Origin of the sequence: Chryseosolibacter histidinae (assembly GCF_018598225.1) — a bacterium.
Classification (GTDB): domain Bacteria; phylum Bacteroidota; class Bacteroidia; order Cytophagales; family Cyclobacteriaceae; genus Chryseosolibacter; species Chryseosolibacter histidini.
The window spans coordinates 43,499-61,822 of sequence record NZ_JAHESF010000025.1 but is presented as its reverse complement, the minus strand read 5'-3'; the positions used below and the strand labels follow the sequence as shown (position 1 = coordinate 61,822).

The window sequence follows — 18,324 nt, the reverse complement described above, 5'->3', positions numbered from 1 at the left end:
GATAGTCGATGGTCCATAGTCCATAGCAGGACACAGCAGTCGTCGGACCACTGCCGGGCGCTAAGCCCTGTGCGCAGTGGACTGACGACTAATCTTCAAAAGAGGAGAAAGTGTTGAATTTACACCACCGTCCATGGACTATCGACCATGGACCATGGACTATTTTCAATACACGTGATATACGGAGAGATAATCCTTGATCATCGCGATCGTTTCCGATACGGAGCTTGACACCATCACTTTATAGGTTCCGATATTTTTGAAAAACCGGATGGTGATCTCATCCTGGTTTAATAATATAACTTTTTTGTTGCTCTTCAGGGCGAGGGCTACTTCGGAGGCGGTGCCGGCGGCCATACCGATGACAACGATCACGTGGCTTGACAATACGTTGATCATGTTGCGGGCGCTGCCCATACCGGTCAGTATCTTGATGTCTGCATTATCAGACGAATTGACGGAATTGTCGTTGGGCAATACGCCGATGGTGAGGCCATTGCCTTCATGCGCGCCTTTCATGGCCGCATCCATTACGCCGAAGCTGCGGCCGCCGGTTAGAATAACCCAGCCATGCTCCGCAACTGCTTTGCCCAATTCAAATGCAATTTCATTGTCTTCCGGAGTTGCATTTTCTCCGGGGCCCATAATGCCAACAATTGTTTTTCTCGCCATAAGAAGGTTTTGAGGTCGCTAATTTAACAACATCAGAATTCATTATCACAATCAAGACAATGATTAACTTTTTTATGTGGAAACAATACACCAAAAAGTACAAGACTTAAGGCGGGCAAAGGTTTCATACTAAATCGTTTGGGGAAATCGCGTTGCACGTTGCGCGAACGGCAGTTAGGGCATTCCAGCTCTGCGTGATCAACCTGAAGAAGGCTTTCGTGCAACAAGTCCTCAGCCTGTGCAACATCTCTCTTGAACACATGCAACCGCACCCTGAAAGGAAGGTAATGCTGGCCGGGATAAAGATTCGTTATATTTTCTTCCGTCAGAAAACAAGGCACACCATAAGCGTCCAGCTTTGACTTGGCAATGCTGGCGTCGATGGCATTTTCAAATTGCCTGAATACAATGATCTCCTCCTGGTCGTGCGTCATAAAATTCCTGATCAGTTTTTAACTGCCTATCCTTCACTGTTCTTTCCTGATCGCGTCCATAGGGAAGCGTCTGCAAGCCAGTAGGTAAAACTGTATTTCAATCCTGTTAATCCTACAAATCCTAATAATCCTGGTCACAATCCTGTTAATCCTGAAAATCTATTAATCCTGATTAATCCTGGTTAATTTAGCCCCCAAAGAAAGATAAAGAAAAACAGCTTAGGAAGCGCAAAGATGAAGAGACTGATTGTTGACATGGATGACGTCATGGCCGATGCTACGGGACAGTTCATCCACTATTATGAAAAGGAGTTTGGCATCCGGATCGAACGCTCTGTACTCAATGGCAAGGATGAAGGCGAAGGTTTTCCCGAGAACCATCATGTGCTTAGAGAATTTCCTTATCGCATCAATTTTTTCCGCACTATGAAAGTGAACGAGAACAGCCAGGAGGTGATGGAGAAGCTCAATCGGAAATACGAGCTGTTCATTGTTTCAGCGGCCATGGAGTTCCCGCAATCGTTGCCCGAAAAGCTGGAGTGGCTCAACGAACATTTTCCTTTCCTCACCTGGAAACAATTTGTGTTCTGCGGTAGCAAGGCCGTGGTATATGGCGATTACATGATCGATGACCTTCCGCACAACCTCGAAAAGTTCAACGGAGAAAAATTCCTTTTCACCGCGCCGCACAACATGCACGTCAATCGGTTCGGTAGATTGAATAATTGGAGAGAGGTTGGAGAAAGGTTGTTATGAAATCATGAAGGAAAGTCCACGGTCCACAGTCGACAGACCACGGCCGGGTGGTGCAACGTCAACTGGATCGAGCACTATTCACGTCTCTATTGTTCCAATAAACTCTTGAATCAATGCTGTACGTCTGTGGACCGTCGACTGTGGACTAACCACACACTTCACGATAACACAGGCCAAGTCACTTGCTAACGTAAGTTCTATGCTCCGATTTTAAAGGACGTCATCGAGATGGAGCCCATCATGGTTTTGTCGTTGAAGAAGCTCAACTGTTCATTCGCACCTTTCAATCCCAGCGTGTACAGCATCGGCAGGTAGTGCTCCGGTGTGGGAATGGAAAGCTTCGCAGCTTGTCCGAGATCCTCGTACCGGATCAGCGCGTGGTGATCGTTTTCACGGATCAGGTGTTTGAATTTTTCATTTATCTCAACGGCCCAGTCGTAACCGGTATCCGGCGTCTGCCAGTTCATGATGCGAAGATTGTGGACCATGTTTCCGCTGCCCATGATCAACACACCTTTTTTTCGAAGGGCCGCCAGCTCTTTGGCAAGCTCGTAATGATATTGCGCATCTTTGGTGTAATCGATGCTGAGTTGAAGTACGGGAATATTGGCATCAGGATACATCCGCCTGATCACGGTCCAGCTTCCATGGTCGAGGCCCCATTCGTGATCCAGTCCCACGTTCGTTTTCTTCACAAGCGATGCCGTCTCTGCGGCCAGCGCCGGACTTCCAGGAGCCGGATACTGAACATCGAATAACGCTTTCGGGAAACCACCGAAGTCGTGAATGGTTTGCGGATGATCCATGGCTGTGATCTGCGTACCCCGCGTGAGCCAGTGCGCCGATACGCACAGCACTGCCGTTGGTGTGGGGATCTCCTTGCCCAGGGCCTGCCAGCTTTCGCTGAACACATTGTCTTCAATGCCATTCATGGGCGAACCGTGGCCCACAAACAGCGCCGGCATGGTGCGGTCTTGCGGGTTCAGGGTATCCGTGAATTTTTTAAGATCCTTCAATGAGTTCATGGCAAACATTCCTCCAACAGTGTGTGATAAAAATTCTGCGCGTGTCATAGGCTCAGGAGCTGCAAGGTAATATTCCCGGACGATCTTTCTGCTTCACTAAAAATCGTCTTCACTAAAGATCGCCGGGAATCAGCCAGTGATTTAAGCTCTGTTGAACTCGGCGTTGATCTCAAACTTCACATCATCGCCCACTACCACACCACCGGCTTCTGTCAAAGCGCTCCAGGCCAGTCCGTACTCCTGACGGTTGATCTTGCCAGTGATCTCAAATCCTGCCACATCAGTACCACCAAAACCCTTCACTGTACCATTGTAGATGGCGTCGAACTTCACTTCTTTCTTGGTGCCGCGGATGGCGAGATCGCCTGTTACTTCGTACTCGTTACCTGATTTCCTTTTCACCGACTTCGAAACAAAGGTCAGCTTCGGATGGTTGGCCGCATCAAAGAAATCGGGTGACTTAAGGTGACCGTCGCGCTGCTCGTTTTTGGTATCGATGCTGTTGATGTCTGCTTCAAAGGTGAGCTTGGCATCTGAGAAATCGCCGGTAGCAGTTTGTGCAGTAGCGTCGAATTTATTGAAATGACCTGTTACAGTAGAAACCACGAGGTGTTTCACTTTAAACTTCACTTCTGAGTGGGTAGGATCGATTTTCCAGGTTGTCATAATCTTATTGGTTATATTGTTGTAATGATAGTTGTATATACAACAATTTGATCCATGGATAGTTTCCCTGCCGTTTAACTTTTCTTAAAAAAATATTGGAAGGGGATATAAAACCGGGAAATCAGGCTCGTTTGAGGCTTTCTTAAGGCATTTTTAAAGACCATTTATTTCCAGTAAGATTGACCATGCGAACCCCGATCAGCGTTTTACTCTGTTTTTGGTCCATTCCGGTACTTGCCCAGATCACCCCGGCGCAGCAAAAAAGCCTGAACGCCTGCGTGGATTACGCCAACCAGACGGCCGATGGCGTTACTGCTGTGATCAGGAGTATCATTGATTATTATCCTTCGCTTGAGCGGAAAAACTTCGGCGCACCGCGGTATGTCTGTCCTTCTCCTGCCGATGTCTATTATTACAACAATGCCGTCAGCCAATGCAAGACCCTTGGCAACGTAGCTGCATCGTTGAGCAGTGCCCTTGAAAACCTCCGCGGTGCCGAACAAAAGATCGATCAGCAATGCAAGGCACTCGACACCTATCACAAGCTTGAAGATTACAAGCAGGATAATTTTGCCAGGGCCAGATCGCTCATCGCAGAACTGCAGACACTCACAGCAGATTATCAAAAAAAGCTTCGTGCTTTTCAGCTTGTGCTGGAGACATCTTATAAAAAACTAGGCGGTGGCACGGCCGACAAAAATTACCAGCAATCCGATGCGCGAATGCTGGCCGTGATCGGAATGGAAAGGCAATTAATTGACACCTGGAGCTTCAACCTGGAAGAAAAGGTGCACACAGGCTGGCCGGTGGACAAGCTGACCGAAAGCATTCCAGAAACCGATCGCCAGCTCAGCGCTTTAAAGGGTCTCAACACAACCCTGAAATATCCTGCTTCCAGCATGTGGTCTGCTTTCCAGGAGGCACTGTCTTCTATTCTGGAGATAAAAAGAAATGCGCTCGATGGATATAACTATGAGGCAAAAAAATCGGACAAGCATAGCAACGATGTGTACCTGGAACTGATCAACTATTTCAACGGCACGCTGGTATCGGACTATAACACATTCATTCAATTCTCGGAGCGTGACAATTATCGTGGATTGAAGACCATCAAATACGTTCCCCTTTTCGAGATCCGCTCACAGTCAAAAGCAGTCAGTGTTGACGTAAAACCTTTCAAGGATAGACCCTACACGCCGTTGAAGGTAGCAGTCCAGAAGACGGCTATCGGTAAGCCGGTTTTTGAATCACTCCTCGCCTATGTCGAGTTTATCAACGAATGCTGGCGTGAAACCGGCTACCTCCAGTCAGTGATCGGCAACTTCAGCTCGACGGCAGCCTCGTTCAAAAACCTGGAGAGCTACGGGCGCCGAGCGCCCATGCATTTCGATTATGGAGATTACAAAGTGCCCTTGTCCTACTACCAGAAAGCAGTGAGCGGCGGCAATGTGGTTCCTGCTCCCTATGGTAAAGCACTGAACGATCAGGCCGAAGTGTTGCTCAATGTGCTGAAAGAAATGGACGACCTCTGCGCCGTGCTTGAAACGGAAGTAAAGGAAAGAAAGTACGAACAAGACAGGCTTGCGCGGGTATACACCATCCTGGAACGACAGGCTGAATTGTTCAGGATCTGGGATGAGAAAAAAGAGCTTCTCTATAATGACCTTCGTGCCGTGTACGATAGTTATCCCGTGACCAACACAGCAAGTGCGTGGCAGATCTCCGGCAAAGCGCTTCGCACACTCACTGACCTCAACCGCGAGGCGCTGTTCAAGGCAAAGGCGTATTACAACGGAGATTCTACCGTAACAGTGCCTACCGAAGAAATTGACAAGACCGTTCGTGAGGTTATTGCCAACGAATACGAGAACATGAAAGGTATTCAGAAGATCGGTCGCAACAATGGGCTTTGTCCTTATACACCTTATGAAGATCTGCCGGAGACAGCAAGGAGGTTGAGCGAAGATTTTAAGAAATTGAAACCTGCTGGTACCTCATCGGGCTATAGTCATCCGTATCACTCCATGGTTTATCTCTACAATGAGATCGTAGATGATTACAACAAATTCTGTGAGCTGTCAACTTCGGTGTATCATCTTAAAACCATCAAGCAGCCTGAGCTGTTCGCACTGCACCAGGCTTCGTCAAAAGCAAAGGCAACACAGAATAAGACAAACGAGCCTGTGAGACCAGGCAGCGGAAATGTTCAGAACAATGCCACAGCGAAAGACAAACCAACAGCGGTACCTGGTGCAAAAACGACGGTTGTACATGACACGGTCTATATCGAAAAACGCGATACGGTATACCTCACAGGATCGACAGATGACTTGCGATCGATGGAGGGTTATGCCACCAACAACATGATCCTGCTGCTCGATGTCTCCGGGTCCATGAACCAACCCGGCAAACTTCCGTTGCTGAAACAATCGATGCTCGATATGCTTTCCATGATGCGGCAGGAAGACCATATCTCTATCATCGCGTTTTCAGGCAAACCCCGGATCCTGCTCAAATCGACTTCCTTTAAAGAAGAAGACAAGATCAGGAAGGCAGTGAACGACCTCTCCTCTTCCGGCAAGACCGATGGCAATGCTGCACTGAAGCTTGCCTATAAAGTGGCGGACGAAAATTATATCCGTGGCGGCAACAACCGCATCATTCTCGCCACCGACGGCGAGTTTGAGATCGGCGATGAAATACGTCAGCTGATCGGCAACTTTACAAAACAAGACATCTTCCTCTCCGTCTTCAACTTCGGCAAAGGGGCCGGCACCTCCAAAACCCTCGAAGCCATCGCCACTCTCGGAAAAGGAAATTACGAGCCCGTTTCCGCGGAAAACATCCGGTTGAAGTTGATCCGCGAAGCCAAAGCCAGGCGAAAGTAGGGGGAATAAAACCCACCCGCTTAAAAACCGACGTCAAAAACTGAACGAAATATTTTATTTTTAGCTGTAACATCGGCTTACACCTGCCGTCTTGATATTGAATTTAATCGGATGAACCTAGAAGCTTTCCAAAACCGGGTTTTACCTGCAAAAAACAAGCTTTTTCGCTTTGCACTGAGGTTTTTAGGCAATGAGGAGGAGGCCAAGGACATTGTTCAGGAGGTATTTATCAGGGTCTGGAACGGCCGGGAGCAGATGGCGGACGTACAAAACTGGGAAGCCTGGTGTATGCGCATCACCAGGAACCTGTCGCTCGACCGCATCCGTTCCCTCACGCGCAAGCAAACACAGCCGATCGAAGAGAGCTTTAATGTTCAACACGAAGCGTTAACGCCTCATGAATCAACAGAAGCCCATGAGAGTATGCAAAAAATAACTCAGTTCATCGCCGCCTTGCCCGAAAAGCAACGGCAGATCATACACCTCCGGGATGTGGAAGGGTACAGCTACAACGAGATCTGCGACATTCTCGAGCTGGACATGAACCAGGTGAAGGTAAACCTGTTCAGGGCACGAAATGCAGTGCGCGAAAAACTAACGAAGATCAATGCTTATGGACTCTAATAAAATTGACGAACTGCTGAACAAGTACTGGAACTGCGAGACTTCTCTCGAAGAAGAGCAGCAGCTGCGTGAGTACTTCCGGGGTGAGCAGATCCCCGAGCAGTGGAAAGAGACCGCCACTTTGTTCCGGTATTTCGACACGCACAAAAAAAAGACATTGAACGACGGTGCTTTTGACACCGCGTTGATGAAAAAAATAAACACCCCGCCACCGAGCAAGGGAAAAGTGGTAAGGATCTTCTATAACACATTGCGCATCGCCGCCGGTGTCAGTGTGCTGGTAGTAGCCACATTCCTGGTGCGGAACGAGATCAGGGAATCAACACCGCAGGAAATGGTAGATACCTACGACGACCCGAAGCTGGCGCTGGAAGAAACCAAAAAAGCGCTGATGATGATCTCCAAAAGCTTCGGCACTGCTGAAGAAAAGGCCAAGAAGATAAACATGTTCAACGAGGCCCAGCAGCAGATCCAGAAAAATGAAGAGAAAAGGGCGTTATAAACCGATCGTACCAACCCACTAGAAATAAATAAGAATTTAAAACATCAAAGAATATGAAAAAGATAGTTGCAGCAGTTGTGATGATGATGATGGTAAGTGGAGCTTTTGCCCAGGATGCCATCTCAAAATTCTTCAACAAGTACCAGAATGACGAATCATTCAACCAGGTGAATATTTCCAGCAAGATGTTCGGCCTCATCACGAACATGGAAATAGAAACACCCGAAGATAAAGACATCGTCGAAGCCATCAGCAAGCTGAAGGGCCTCAAGATCCTGGCAAAGGAAGACGCCCGCAATGCACGCGAGCTCTACAAGGAAGCCTTTTCGCTGATCCCCAAAGATTACGAAGAGCTGATGACCGTGCGCGATAAAGACAAAGACATGAAATTCATGATCAAGGAAAGCGGTGGCAAGATCTCCGAGCTGCTGATGGTGATGGGTGGAAATGAAGAGTTCATGGTGATGAGTCTCTTCGGTGAAATTGACCTGAAGCAGGTATCACGCATCGGCAAACGTATGGACGTAAAAGGTCTCGAGAACCTGCATCGCATCGGTGAAGACAAGAAAGGCGAAAAGAAAGACGAGAATAAAACCAGCCATCATTAACAGAAAAGATTTTAACAAAAAGCGTTGCTCACCAGGCAACGCTTTTTCTGTTTTAACGTGTTAATAGTTAAATCCATCACATGTTTATGAAACCCAATCGATCATTGATCATAACCCTCTTGATGTCGTGTGCTGTACTGGCCGGCGCGCAAAGCAAAACCACTGAGGCCCTGGAGAAAAAGTACGACGCCATGGCTTTCTTCTTTTACAACAATACCCTTCGCATGCTCAATCAGCAGGAAGACAAGGCCTTCGATGAGCTGATCAAAGACATCGAAAAAATGAAATTCCTGATGATCAAAAAAACCGGTGAAGCCCTCAGTGCCACCGGATACAAGAAGGTGAAAAGCGATTACAAGTCAGAAGCCTTCGAAGAGATCATGACCAGCCGCATGGACGGAAAGAACTTCGATATCTTCATCCGGGAAAAAGACAACAAGACCAAAGCTATGCTGGTGCTTGTTAACGACGATAAGAATCTTTATGTGCTCGATATCGTGGGCAGCATCGCCCTGAACAAGGTCACCGAGCTTTACAAAACCATTGACAGCAGCTCCGATATCGGTAAAAAGATCAAGGCCTTCGCCAATGGTGGTGAAGATGATGACGATGATGATAATGACGACCGGAAAGAAAATCCCGGCAAAAAACACTGAGTGTAATTCTGACACACTTCAAGCGACCAATTTTTTGCTAACTTTCTTTTTTTAAGATCATCGTTCAAACTCATATTGCTGTGGAAACGGTTCTCTCGATCTCAAATCTCACCAAACATTTCGGCCGCATAAAGGCTGTTAACAATCTCAACCTCGAAGTCAAGGCAGGCCAGGTATTTGGCATGCTGGGGCCGAACGGAAGCGGAAAGACCACCACGCTAGGCATGCTCATGAGCGTGGTGAATCCTACTTCCGGAACGTACAGCTGGTTTGGCGAAACGCCCAGCCACCACGTCAGGAAAAAGATCGGCGCCGTGCTGGAACACCCGATATTCTATCCGTACCTGAATGGCCAGAAGAACCTCGAGCTCAATTGTATGATCAAACAATGCGATCCCGCCAGCATCCCGCGGGTACTCGAGCTGGTGGAGCTGACTGAACGCAGGAACGACAAATACAGAACCTACTCTCTGGGTATGAAGCAACGCCTGGCTATTGCCTCCGCGCTGCTCAACGACCCCACCGTGCTGATCCTGGATGAACCCACCAACGGGCTCGACCCCATGGGCATCGCGGAGATCCGTGAGCTGATCCGCAAGATCGCCGTCCAGGGAAAAACCATTATTCTGGCCAGCCACCTGCTGGATGAAGTGCAAAAGGTTTGTACTCATTTCGCAGTACTGAAGAAAGGTTCGTTGATCCATACGGGTCCCGTGGACGAGGTTGGCAAAGGCACCGATACCGTGGAGGTGAATGCAGACGTGAGCAACCTCAACGAGATCCTGCTTTCGTTCGCCGGCACTTCTTCTATCAACCGCGAGAACGGAAGCTTCCAGGTATCCCTGCGCGATGGCTTCAAAAGTAAAGACCTGAACCAGTTCCTTTTTGAAAAAGGTATTGTTGCTTCACACCTCGTTACCAAAAAGAAAAGCCTTGAAAAGCAATTTCTCGAAATACTGGCAGAATCGTAAAAAAGTACGAGGTACGAGGTACGAAGTACGTGGGCTCGTACCTCGTATTTCGTACCTCGTACCTTCACATTCGTACCTCTAACCTCGTACTTACAAGACCATGCTTCAACTGCTTAAAATAGACCTGAAAAAACTGACCAGCTACAGAACCTTCTGGGTTGTATGCGGTCTGTATTTTATAACACTTGCTTTTGCCACCGCCAGCGGAATGGAGTTCCTGAAATTGCTGGCAAGGACCTTCGCAGATTTTGGCCAGAAGATCAACATCAACCGTATTCCCCTGTACCACTTCCCGGATGTGTGGCACAACCTCATCTGGTTCAGTGGTCTGTTCAAGGTAGTGCTGGCCATTATGGTGGTGATCTCCGTGACCAACGAGTTCGCCTACCGCACGCTGCGCCAGAACATCATCGACGGTCTCAGCCGCTCTCAATTTCTGTATTCCAAAATATCGACCAATGTGCTGCTCAGCCTCATGAGCGTGGCCATGATCTTTGTGATCGGACTCATCACCGGACTTATTTACAGTCCATCGGCCGCTTACAGCAACATCCTCACGGACCTCGAGTTCTTCCCTGCGTATTTTCTGGAGATCTTTTTCTTTTTATCGTATGCGCTGCTGATCAGCATCCTCATTCAACGGTCGGGCCTTACCATCATCTTGCTGCTGCTTTCGCAGATGATCGAGCTCATCATCACGGCCAATATCGATGATGAGCTTCCGTGGCTGATCCCTTTCTTCCCGATGAGATCCATCTGGAACCTGATTGCGATCCCGTATCCGCGCTACGCCTTCCAGGAGATCAAAGATTACATTGACATTGGCTCAGCGCTGATCGTGGTTGCCTGGACCGTGCTCTTCAACTACTTCAGTTACCTCAAGCTCAAAAAAGCTGACATTTGATCGAGCGTTGTTTTATTCATGGTCGACAGCACCCCTGATCTGGCGCATGCGTGACGTGCCAGAGACAAGACACTGATCCAGATTACCTATGACACGTAAAAATGCAAAATGCACAATAGCCATGGCTGCACCCATGGCTATTGACATTACGCCCTTTCAGAGCTAAACCTACATTTAAGATGGCTGAATATTTTTAGTCGGTTCCTTAATTAACGGTATTGCCGCAACGCGATAGTCAATCGCATAGCAGATAGAAAAATTAGGCGAGCCATATGTTCATCAGACCGGCTGCAAAACGAAGGGGCGATATTTCATGAATGGCCGACTGGTTTTCGCTGGGGAAGGACGTCCTCACCGCGATCTGGTATATTTTTAGAATCTAAAAAAACCGATGATCAGCGAAAGAGTTATGAGGGGATTAACAGCGGATTTGCAACGGTTTACCAGAAAAGCAACCCGGAAAGCACCAAGCAAGGCAACGCTCACCGAGCGGTATTCAACCATCAGAAGATACAGTGAGTATGTTTGTGAGCCGTTGGCTACAGAAGACTATGTTGTACAGCCGTCGGCAGATGTAAGCCCACCCAAATGGCACCTGGCGCATACCACATGGTTCTTTGAAGAGTTCATACTCGCGCGTTATTACAAAAATTACACGCGCTTTCACCCGCAGTATTCGTTCTTGTTCAACAGCTACTATGAAAGCGTGGGCACCCATGTGCTTCGTGCGGATCGCGGCAACCTTTCAAGGCCTACGGTGGAAGAGATCTTTCAATACCGCGGCTATGTGGATGAGCACATGCATTGGTTGCTGAGGGATTTTCCGGCAGAAGCGCTTCCCATCCTCGAAATAGGTTTTAATCATGAGCAACAGCACCAGGAGCTGCTGTATACCGATATCAAATTTATTCTCGGTCACAATCCGCTGTTTCCGGCCTACCGCAAGGAGATCAAAGAAACGCCGCACAATGAGACCGACCACGATTTTATTTCTATCTCTGACGGCCGGTACACCATCGGCCACCGCGGCTCGGGTTTCAGCTACGATAATGAAAGGGCAGCGCACACCGTTCTGTTGAAAGCGTTCTCCATCCGCAAAAGCCTTGTTACCAACGGCGAATACATGCAGTTCATGCAAGCGGGTGGATACCAACGCCCGGAGTACTGGCTGAGCGATGGATGGGCCTGGGTGAAGGAAGAGCACATCACTAGTCCGATGTATTGGCACTTTACGGATGGGACCTGGTGCCGTTATGCGCTTTCAGGACTTGAACGGGTCAACCCCGAGGAGCCGGTAACCCACGTGAGCTTTTACGAAGCCGCCGCTTTCGCCACATGGAAGGGCATGCGGCTTCCTACTGAAGAAGAATGGGAAGCTGCCGCCCCCCAGTTACCGTGGGGGCTGCGCTGGGAACATACCAACAGCGCTTACCTCCCCTATCCCGGATATGAAAAACCGGACGGCGCGCTGGGCGAATACAACGAGAAGTTCATGATCAATACCATGGTACTTCGCGGCGCTTCTGCCGTAACACCTGAAAATCATTCGCGAAAGACCTACAGAAACTTCTTTTATCCTCACCTCCGGTGGCAGTTCAACGGGATCAGGTTATGTAAGAAATAACAGGTGATGCATACTTCCACCATAGTGAACCGTGAACTCAGGAAGGCCGTAGAGGAGGGCCTGGGAGCGAAACATAAATCGCTCCCCAGCTGGCTTTTCTACGACGAAAAAGGAGACAGGATCTTTCAGCAGATCATGCACATGTCTGAGTATTACCCAACCCGTTGTGAATACGAGATCCTGGATCACCACAAGGAAGACCTGCTGCGTTATTTCGAGTCGCAGCAAAGTCCTTTTCAACTCATCGAGCTGGGCGCGGGCGATGGACTGAAAACCGAGATCCTGTTAAGATACCTTTGTTCACGCCACGTCAGGTTCACGTACCGGCCTGTGGATATTTCTGCATCGGTGCTGGAGCAGCTCTCCCGAAGATTGAAAAAAAATCTACCTGAGCTGGAGATACAGCCCGTCAACAAAAGTTATTACGAGGCGGTAGGCGAGCTCCATGGAGACGAAAAAAAAGTGATCTTCTTCCTGGGCGCCAACATCGGCAACTTCACTCCCCAGGAAGCGCTCGCATTCCTCAAAAATATCTCCGTTCACCTGGAGGGCCAGGGGCTGGCGCTGATCGGCTTCGACCTCAAAAAAGATCCACGCATCATCGCCCGCGCCTACGATGATGAAGGTGGCATAACAAAAGCTTTCAACATCAACCTGCTGAGACGACTGAACCGCGAGCTGGGCGCACAGTTCTCCCTCACACAATTCGACCACTATGCATCCTATGATCCTGAGACCGGTGCGGCTCGCAGCTTCCTGGTCAGCCTGAAGGACCAGGATGTACCTATCGCGGCGCTTAAAAAGACCTACCATTTTGCACATTGGGAAACGATCAATACCGAGATCTCGCAGAAATACGACCTGCTCATGATAGAAAAGACCCTGTCTGAGGCCGGTCTGGAGATCGTAGACCTGTTCTTCGATGCCAACCATTTCTTCTGCGACGTGCTGGTGAAGAAAAGTAGGCAGTAAGCAAATGCAATAGGCAAAGTCCTCTCCTAATGAACCGGTATCCTGAGCAGTGATTTGCGCTGATAGAAAGCAGGCGCGAAGGATCCCCCAGATCGATTAGTGCGTACTTAATTCGTGAGCATACCTTTTTCGCGTACACTTTGTAATCACGGGATTCTTCGCTCCCGCAAAGCCAACACATGCCCTTCGCTCAGAATACCGGTGTGAAAGGGTCCGTGGACTGTCGACCGTGGACTCAACGATAACATCATGATAATTAACACTTTCGATACAAAAATCCCGTAAGGTGTTGTAAGCATTTCAATCGATTTCTGCGTCTTAAATAAGTAGTTTCTTAAGATTGTTCAACCCTAACCCAATCAATCATGAAAGTAATGTTTACGAAACGGGGCCGTGGTCTGCCATGGGCCCTGGTCTGTACCCTCGTCATGTGTCTGCTCAGCCGTGCAGCGTTTGCGCAGGAGGTGGCTGTCTCCGGCACGGTGAAAGATGACGCCGGAAATCTTTTGCCGGGGGTGAATGTGATCGAGAAAGGCACCTCGAACGGTACGGCCACAGATGTCAATGGCGCCTATCGCCTCTCGGTGCCCGGCCGGAACGCCGTGCTGGTGTTCACCTTTATCGGTTATGAGGCTCTTGAAACAACGGTCGGAGAACGCACGGCCATCGACGTGGTGCTGCTGCCGGATGTAAAAACCCTGTCTGAGGTAGTGGTGGTCGGCTACGGCACACAGCGCAAGGTTGACCTGACCGGCTCCATCACTTCCGTAAGAGGAGAGTCGATCCGGGAAATGCCTGTCACCACAGTAGAGCAGGCGTTGCAGGGACGTATGGCTGGCGTACAGGTGCAACAGGCCTCCGGGCAACCCGGTGCGGGCATCAGCATCCGCGTACGCGGTGTATCATCTTTCGCCGGCGGCAATGAGCCCCTCTATGTCATTGACGGAATTCCACAATTCAATGACGATGTGCGCGGCGCCAACGGACTGTCTACCATCAACCCGTCTGACATCGAATCGATCGACGTTTTGAAAGACGCTGCTGCCGCTGCCATTTACGGTTCACGCGCCGCCAATGGCGTGGTGATCATCACTACCCGCTCCGGTAAAGCCGGCCAGCCCAAGCTCACCTTCGAGAGCTCACTGGGCTTTCAGCAGGTACGCAAAAAACTGGAGATGATGAACACGCAGGAGTTTCTCGACTATGCCCGGGCCTTCTATGTGAACTCCAACCAGACCATCCCCGCTGACCTCGAGAACTTCACTCCTACCGCTGATACCGACTGGCAGGACGAAGTTTTCCAGACCGCTCCCCAGTTCAACAACAACCTCAGCATCTCGGGTGGTACAGATCGCAGCCGTTTCTTTCTTTCCGGTGGCTACCTCGATCAGAAAGGCATCGTGATGAACACGGGGTATAAACGCGGCTCTGTCAGAATGAACATGGACAGCAAGCTCAGCGACCGGTTCAGCATACAGTCCCGACTGATCACTTCGCGCGCGGTGCAAAACGGTTTCTCTCCTGCCCAGGGTGACAACACGCGTAACTTTGGCAAATCCGGTGTGGGCTCTGTGCTCAGGTCGCTTCCCGTGGTACCCGTCAAAAATCCTGACGGCACTTATACAGACACAACTCCCTTCAGCTTCAACGGTATTGATGCGGAAAATCCTGTGGCTGTTGCCAAAGAGGTGTTGGATCAGAATACCACAACGCGTATCCAGGGTGGCATCGATGTGAAGGCCGAGATCATCAAAGGGCTTTCAAACACGGCGCGGATCGGCGGAGACTTCTACCACATCCGCAGGGATCTTTACTTTCCCCGCATCCTTCCCCGCTTAGGGAACAACATCGGGGCGGCAGAGCTGAATCAATACGATAAGCTCTCTGTGCTGATGGAAGATTTCCTCGAATATAAATACGATATCTCGGAAGGCACTTATGTGGAAGTGATCGCCGGTGCTTCGCTGCAGCGCGAGCGGTTCAATTCACTGGAGGTGAAAGCTTCGGGCTTTGCTACCGATGATATGAAGAATGCCAACATCAACGCCGCGAGCTCCGTGAGCAAACCCGTGAGCGATATCTCGGAAAATACCATCCTCTCATCGTTCGCCAGGGCGCGGTTCAACTACAAGGAGAAATACCTGCTGGCGGCCAGTGTCAGAAGAGACGGTGCTTCGGTATTTGCCGGCAACAACAAGTACGGCGTATTTCCCTCCGTCTCTGGCGGATGGCGTATCTCGGAAGAGTCTTTCCTCAAGGAAGCAGACTGGATGTCAACGCTCAAGCTGAGGGCAAGCTGGGGCCAGACGGGAAATCCGGCCATCAAACCTTATCAGTCACTTCAAGTGGGCCGCGTGGTGAACACCGGTCAAGGTGCAGGCACCGGCCTGGTGGTGGGACTGGCACCTACCATCGCCAACAAGAATCTGAAATGGGAGACCACCTCACAGATCAACATAGGCGTCGATGCGGGCGTGATGAACGAAAAATACCGGATCACTTTCGATTACTACGTGAAGACCACTTCCGACCTGCTCGCCGTAAGGCAGCTGCCACCAACGGCCGGTGTGAGCGCAGGCCTCGGAACTCTCGCCGGACAGGTGCTCGAGAATGTAGGCGAAGTAGAGAACAAGGGTTGGGAGATCACCCTCGGCACCAACATCATCAACAACAACGATTGGGTGCTGGCCCTGGATGTGAACCTCTCGCAGAATAAGAACAAGATCACCAAAACAAAAGACAACAAGGATGTACCCAGCACGGGCGGCAACGACGCTTCCGGATCTAACAGCATCATCCGGGCCGGCTATCCGCTGTTCGCCTTCTACGGCATCAAATTTCTCGGTGTGGACGAAAACGGATTGCCCATCCATGAAAATGTAGACGACAACTATGACAATGCCGGCAATCCTATTCTCAACGCGCTCGACAACCAGATCATCGGCAGCCCTTATCCGGACCTGTACTATGGCGTGAACACTTCGCTGAAGTACAAGCGGCTAACGTTCACCACGGTATGGCAGGGCGTCAGTGGCTCGTCCATCAACAACGTGGCGCTTTTTGAGCTCACCAACCCGGCCATGGCCAACCAGTTCAACAAGCTGAAGGCAGCGCAGGAGTTTTATCCCAATCCCAGCGCTGCTATCTCCAGCGGCGCCACCAACCGGCACATCCGCTCGTCGCGGTTCATGGAAGACGGATCTTATTTCAGGCTGCGCAACATCAGGCTTGATTACAACTTCGCGCTCGCCAATACCAAGGCGGTAAAAAGTCTGAACGTTTACGTCAGTGCGCAAAACCTGCTGACCTTCACCAATTATTCGGGTTTCGATCCGGAGGTGAATTCGTTCAGCGGCAACGACCGCAGGCAAGGTGTTGACCTCGGCGCCTATCCTACGGCCAAGACCTACACCCTCGGATTCAATGTTACCTTCTAACCCAAAACTGAAAAGGATATGAAACGAACCAGAATATATGGAATGTTGATCGCCCTCACGCTGGTGGCGTTCAATTTCACAGGCTGCGACGACCTTCTCGAAGAAGATCCCAAGGCACTGGAGCAGGATTTCCTCGAGAACCTCAATCCAGGTTTGCTGGAGCAGACCATCATCGGTGTTTATGAGCCCATGACCCGCAGCCGCGGACGTTTGTGGGAATCAACGGTTGGCCTGGGCTTCGAGCTCATGGCCGAATATGCAGACGGTGGCGGCAGCCAGGTATCGTGGAGCAACTACGCCAACCTGCTGAGCACTACCAACACCAGCATGAACCAACCCTGGATCACCTTGTATGAGGCGATAGGGCGCGCCAATGTGCTGATCGATGCGCTGGACAAAGATCAGAACCTCAGTGCCACCTTAAAAGATGCCGCTTACGGGGAAGCGCGTTTCGTACGTGCCCTGTGCTATTACTTCGCTGTGCGCACCTTCGGCAAGGTTCCCCTGCGCCTCACGCCCATCACGGATACTGAAAACACCAGCATCCCGCTGACGGAAATACCCGACGTCTATGCGCAGATCGTGGCCGACCTTTCTTTCGCGGAAGGTGTACTGCCTAACACGGTGCCTTCGTCTATGGCCGGACGCGCCACAAAAGGAGCTGCCAAGGTTGCATTGGCAGACGTGTACCTGACCATGGCCGGTGCTCCGCTGAATGGTGGCACAACCTATTACCAGCAAGCACGCGACAAAGCGAAAGAAGTGATGGATGCAAAGGCAACGTATGGCTACGACCTGATCACGTCGCTGGAAACACTGTACTCACCCGTGCTGCCCACAAACGCCGAAGATGTTTTCTCGCTGAAGTTCTCACAGGCCATCGACCAGGGCGCATTCCTGGCTTCCTATTATGCCGATTCGAGAGCGAAGGCTGCAGGTTTTTCAGTGAGTGGAAACAAGTTCGGTGGCGCCATCTCCAAAGCTCCGCTCATCAGCGGCTGGGATGCTAACGACCTGCGCAAGCGGTTCAACCTGTATGACTCCTATGTGATCAACGGCCAGGTTGTAAAAGCCGAAATAGAAACCGATATCTATGACCTGCGCTTCGGCAAGTACAAGGATCCGCAAGCCCCCATTGATACCGGCAATGGAAATGATTTTTATTTCTATCGTTATGCCGACGTGCTGCTGATCTTCGCGGAAGCCGATAATAAGCTCAACGGCATCCCTACAGCTGCTGCCTACGATGCCATCAACAAGGTAAGAAGGCGTGGTTATGGTGTGGACATCAATACACCCAGTGTGACAGCAGATCTTGCCGCAGGATTATCCATGCAACAGTTCGATGACCTGGTGTTCCGCGAAAGAGGATACGAGTTTATGGGTGAGGCTAAGAGGTGGTTCGACATGGTGCGCACCAACAGGGCGGTGCAGCTCATCTCCGAAGTGCGGGCACAGATCAAGAACAAAAATCGCAAGCCTGATCCTACCCGGTTGTATTTCCTGATCCCTGACGTGGAGATCCAGAGCAATCCGTTGGCGGGACAGTAAGTGGTAATAGGTGATCGGTAAACGGTAGTCAGTA

General features: G+C 50.1%; 16 protein-coding genes. 12 read left to right on the top strand and 4 right to left on the bottom strand.

Translation table 11 applies throughout. From position 1 onward, the window contains the following. Positions 1-165: 165 nt before the first annotated feature. Positions 166-672, bottom strand: a complete 507-nt coding sequence (locus KK083_RS21225) for a TIGR00725 family protein (RefSeq protein ID WP_254167377.1) — start codon at positions 670-672, stop codon at positions 166-168. A 32-nt stretch (positions 673-704) separates the two neighbouring features. After that, on the bottom strand, positions 705-1,106 hold the full coding sequence (locus KK083_RS21220) for a putative signal transducing protein (protein ID WP_254167375.1): 402 nt from the start codon (positions 1,104-1,106) through the stop codon (positions 705-707). Between the two features lie 234 nt (positions 1,107-1,340). Between KK083_RS21220 and KK083_RS21215 the strand changes: the two genes are divergently transcribed. Continuing rightward, positions 1,341-1,862 carry a 5' nucleotidase, NT5C type gene (locus tag KK083_RS21215; protein WP_254167373.1) on the top strand — a complete coding sequence of 174 codons (522 nt, stop codon included), beginning with the start codon at positions 1,341-1,343 and terminating at the stop codon, positions 1,860-1,862. Between the two features lie 197 nt (positions 1,863-2,059). Here KK083_RS21215 and ygiD read toward each other — a convergent pair whose 3' ends face one another. Both ygiD and KK083_RS21205 read right to left on the bottom strand, forming a co-directional pair. Then, on the bottom strand, positions 2,060-2,887 hold the full coding sequence (gene ygiD / locus KK083_RS21210; protein WP_254167370.1) for a 4,5-DOPA-extradiol-dioxygenase: 828 nt from the start codon (positions 2,885-2,887) through the stop codon (positions 2,060-2,062). Between the two features lie 141 nt (positions 2,888-3,028). Next, complete coding sequence (locus KK083_RS21205) at positions 3,029-3,553, bottom strand: YceI family protein (protein WP_254167368.1); 525 nt, start codon at positions 3,551-3,553, stop codon at positions 3,029-3,031. Between the two features lie 185 nt (positions 3,554-3,738). On the opposite strand from KK083_RS21205, the gene KK083_RS21200 reads away from it, so the two are divergent. From KK083_RS21200 to KK083_RS21150, 11 genes are all read left to right on the top strand, one after another. Beyond that, the gene (locus KK083_RS21200) at positions 3,739-6,441 is read left to right on the top strand and encodes a vWA domain-containing protein (RefSeq protein ID WP_254167366.1); all 2,703 of its coding nucleotides are present in this window, start codon (positions 3,739-3,741) and stop codon (positions 6,439-6,441) included. A gap of 111 nt (positions 6,442-6,552) precedes the next feature. Continuing rightward, entirely contained in the window at positions 6,553-7,065 is a 513-nt protein-coding gene (locus KK083_RS21195) for a GFO_1088 family ECF-type sigma factor (RefSeq protein ID WP_254167364.1), read from the top strand. Beyond that, positions 7,055-7,567 carry a PG0215 family putative anti-sigma factor gene (locus tag KK083_RS21190; protein ID WP_254167362.1) on the top strand — a complete coding sequence of 171 codons (513 nt, stop codon included), beginning with the start codon at positions 7,055-7,057 and terminating at the stop codon, positions 7,565-7,567. Before KK083_RS21195 ends, KK083_RS21190 begins: the two co-directional genes overlap by 11 nt. Before the next feature lie 53 nt (positions 7,568-7,620). Continuing rightward, on the top strand, positions 7,621-8,175 hold the full coding sequence (locus tag KK083_RS21185) for a DUF4252 domain-containing protein (RefSeq protein WP_254167359.1): 555 nt from the start codon (positions 7,621-7,623) through the stop codon (positions 8,173-8,175). 86 nt (positions 8,176-8,261) lie between these two features. Next, the gene (locus KK083_RS21180) at positions 8,262-8,831 is read left to right on the top strand and encodes a DUF4252 domain-containing protein (RefSeq protein WP_254167357.1); all 570 of its coding nucleotides are present in this window, start codon (positions 8,262-8,264) and stop codon (positions 8,829-8,831) included. 80 nt (positions 8,832-8,911) lie between these two features. Beyond that, positions 8,912-9,802 (top strand): ABC transporter ATP-binding protein, encoded by an 891-nt coding sequence (locus KK083_RS21175; RefSeq protein ID WP_254167355.1) that lies wholly within the window; start codon positions 8,912-8,914, stop codon positions 9,800-9,802. A 100-nt stretch (positions 9,803-9,902) separates the two neighbouring features. Further along, positions 9,903-10,706, top strand: a complete 804-nt coding sequence (locus KK083_RS21170; protein ID WP_254167353.1) for a DUF2705 family protein — start codon at positions 9,903-9,905, stop codon at positions 10,704-10,706. A gap of 391 nt (positions 10,707-11,097) precedes the next feature. Beyond that, positions 11,098-12,330 carry an ergothioneine biosynthesis protein EgtB gene (gene egtB / locus KK083_RS21165; RefSeq protein WP_254167347.1) on the top strand — a complete coding sequence of 411 codons (1,233 nt, stop codon included), beginning with the start codon at positions 11,098-11,100 and terminating at the stop codon, positions 12,328-12,330. 24 nt (positions 12,331-12,354) lie between these two features. Beyond that, the gene (locus tag KK083_RS21160; protein ID WP_254167345.1) at positions 12,355-13,302 is read left to right on the top strand and encodes an L-histidine N(alpha)-methyltransferase; all 948 of its coding nucleotides are present in this window, start codon (positions 12,355-12,357) and stop codon (positions 13,300-13,302) included. Positions 13,303-13,667: 365 nt separating this feature from the next. Next, entirely contained in the window at positions 13,668-16,739 is a 3,072-nt protein-coding gene (locus KK083_RS21155; protein WP_254167343.1) for a SusC/RagA family TonB-linked outer membrane protein, read from the top strand. Positions 16,740-16,757: 18 nt separating this feature from the next. Then, positions 16,758-18,290 carry a RagB/SusD family nutrient uptake outer membrane protein gene (locus tag KK083_RS21150; protein ID WP_254167342.1) on the top strand — a complete coding sequence of 511 codons (1,533 nt, stop codon included), beginning with the start codon at positions 16,758-16,760 and terminating at the stop codon, positions 18,288-18,290. Positions 18,291-18,324: the final 34 nt, after the last annotated feature.

Excerpts from the sequence above, each read along its gene's own strand:
- KK083_RS21170 (WP_254167353.1), top strand. The coding sequence starts at position 9,903 with ATGCTTCAACTGCTTAAAATAGACCTGAAAAAACTGACCAGCTACAGA.
- KK083_RS21205 (WP_254167368.1), bottom strand. The coding sequence starts at position 3,553 with ATGACAACCTGGAAAATCGATCCTACCCACTCAGAAGTGAAGTTTAAA.
- KK083_RS21225 (WP_254167377.1), bottom strand. The coding sequence starts at position 672 with ATGGCGAGAAAAACAATTGTTGGCATTATGGGCCCCGGAGAAAATGCA.
- egtB (WP_254167347.1), top strand. The coding sequence starts at position 11,098 with ATGATCAGCGAAAGAGTTATGAGGGGATTAACAGCGGATTTGCAACGG.
- KK083_RS21220 (WP_254167375.1), bottom strand. The coding sequence starts at position 1,106 with ATGACGCACGACCAGGAGGAGATCATTGTATTCAGGCAATTTGAAAAT.
- KK083_RS21215 (WP_254167373.1), top strand. The coding sequence starts at position 1,341 with ATGAAGAGACTGATTGTTGACATGGATGACGTCATGGCCGATGCTACG.
- KK083_RS21180 (WP_254167357.1), top strand. The coding sequence starts at position 8,262 with ATGAAACCCAATCGATCATTGATCATAACCCTCTTGATGTCGTGTGCT.
- KK083_RS21185 (WP_254167359.1), top strand. The coding sequence starts at position 7,621 with ATGAAAAAGATAGTTGCAGCAGTTGTGATGATGATGATGGTAAGTGGA.
- ygiD (WP_254167370.1), bottom strand. The coding sequence starts at position 2,887 with ATGAACTCATTGAAGGATCTTAAAAAATTCACGGATACCCTGAACCCG.
- KK083_RS21190 (WP_254167362.1), top strand. The coding sequence starts at position 7,055 with ATGGACTCTAATAAAATTGACGAACTGCTGAACAAGTACTGGAACTGC.
- KK083_RS21200 (WP_254167366.1), top strand. The coding sequence starts at position 3,739 with ATGCGAACCCCGATCAGCGTTTTACTCTGTTTTTGGTCCATTCCGGTA.
- KK083_RS21155 (WP_254167343.1), top strand. The coding sequence starts at position 13,668 with ATGAAAGTAATGTTTACGAAACGGGGCCGTGGTCTGCCATGGGCCCTG.
- KK083_RS21150 (WP_254167342.1), top strand. The coding sequence starts at position 16,758 with ATGAAACGAACCAGAATATATGGAATGTTGATCGCCCTCACGCTGGTG.
- KK083_RS21195 (WP_254167364.1), top strand. The coding sequence starts at position 6,553 with ATGAACCTAGAAGCTTTCCAAAACCGGGTTTTACCTGCAAAAAACAAG.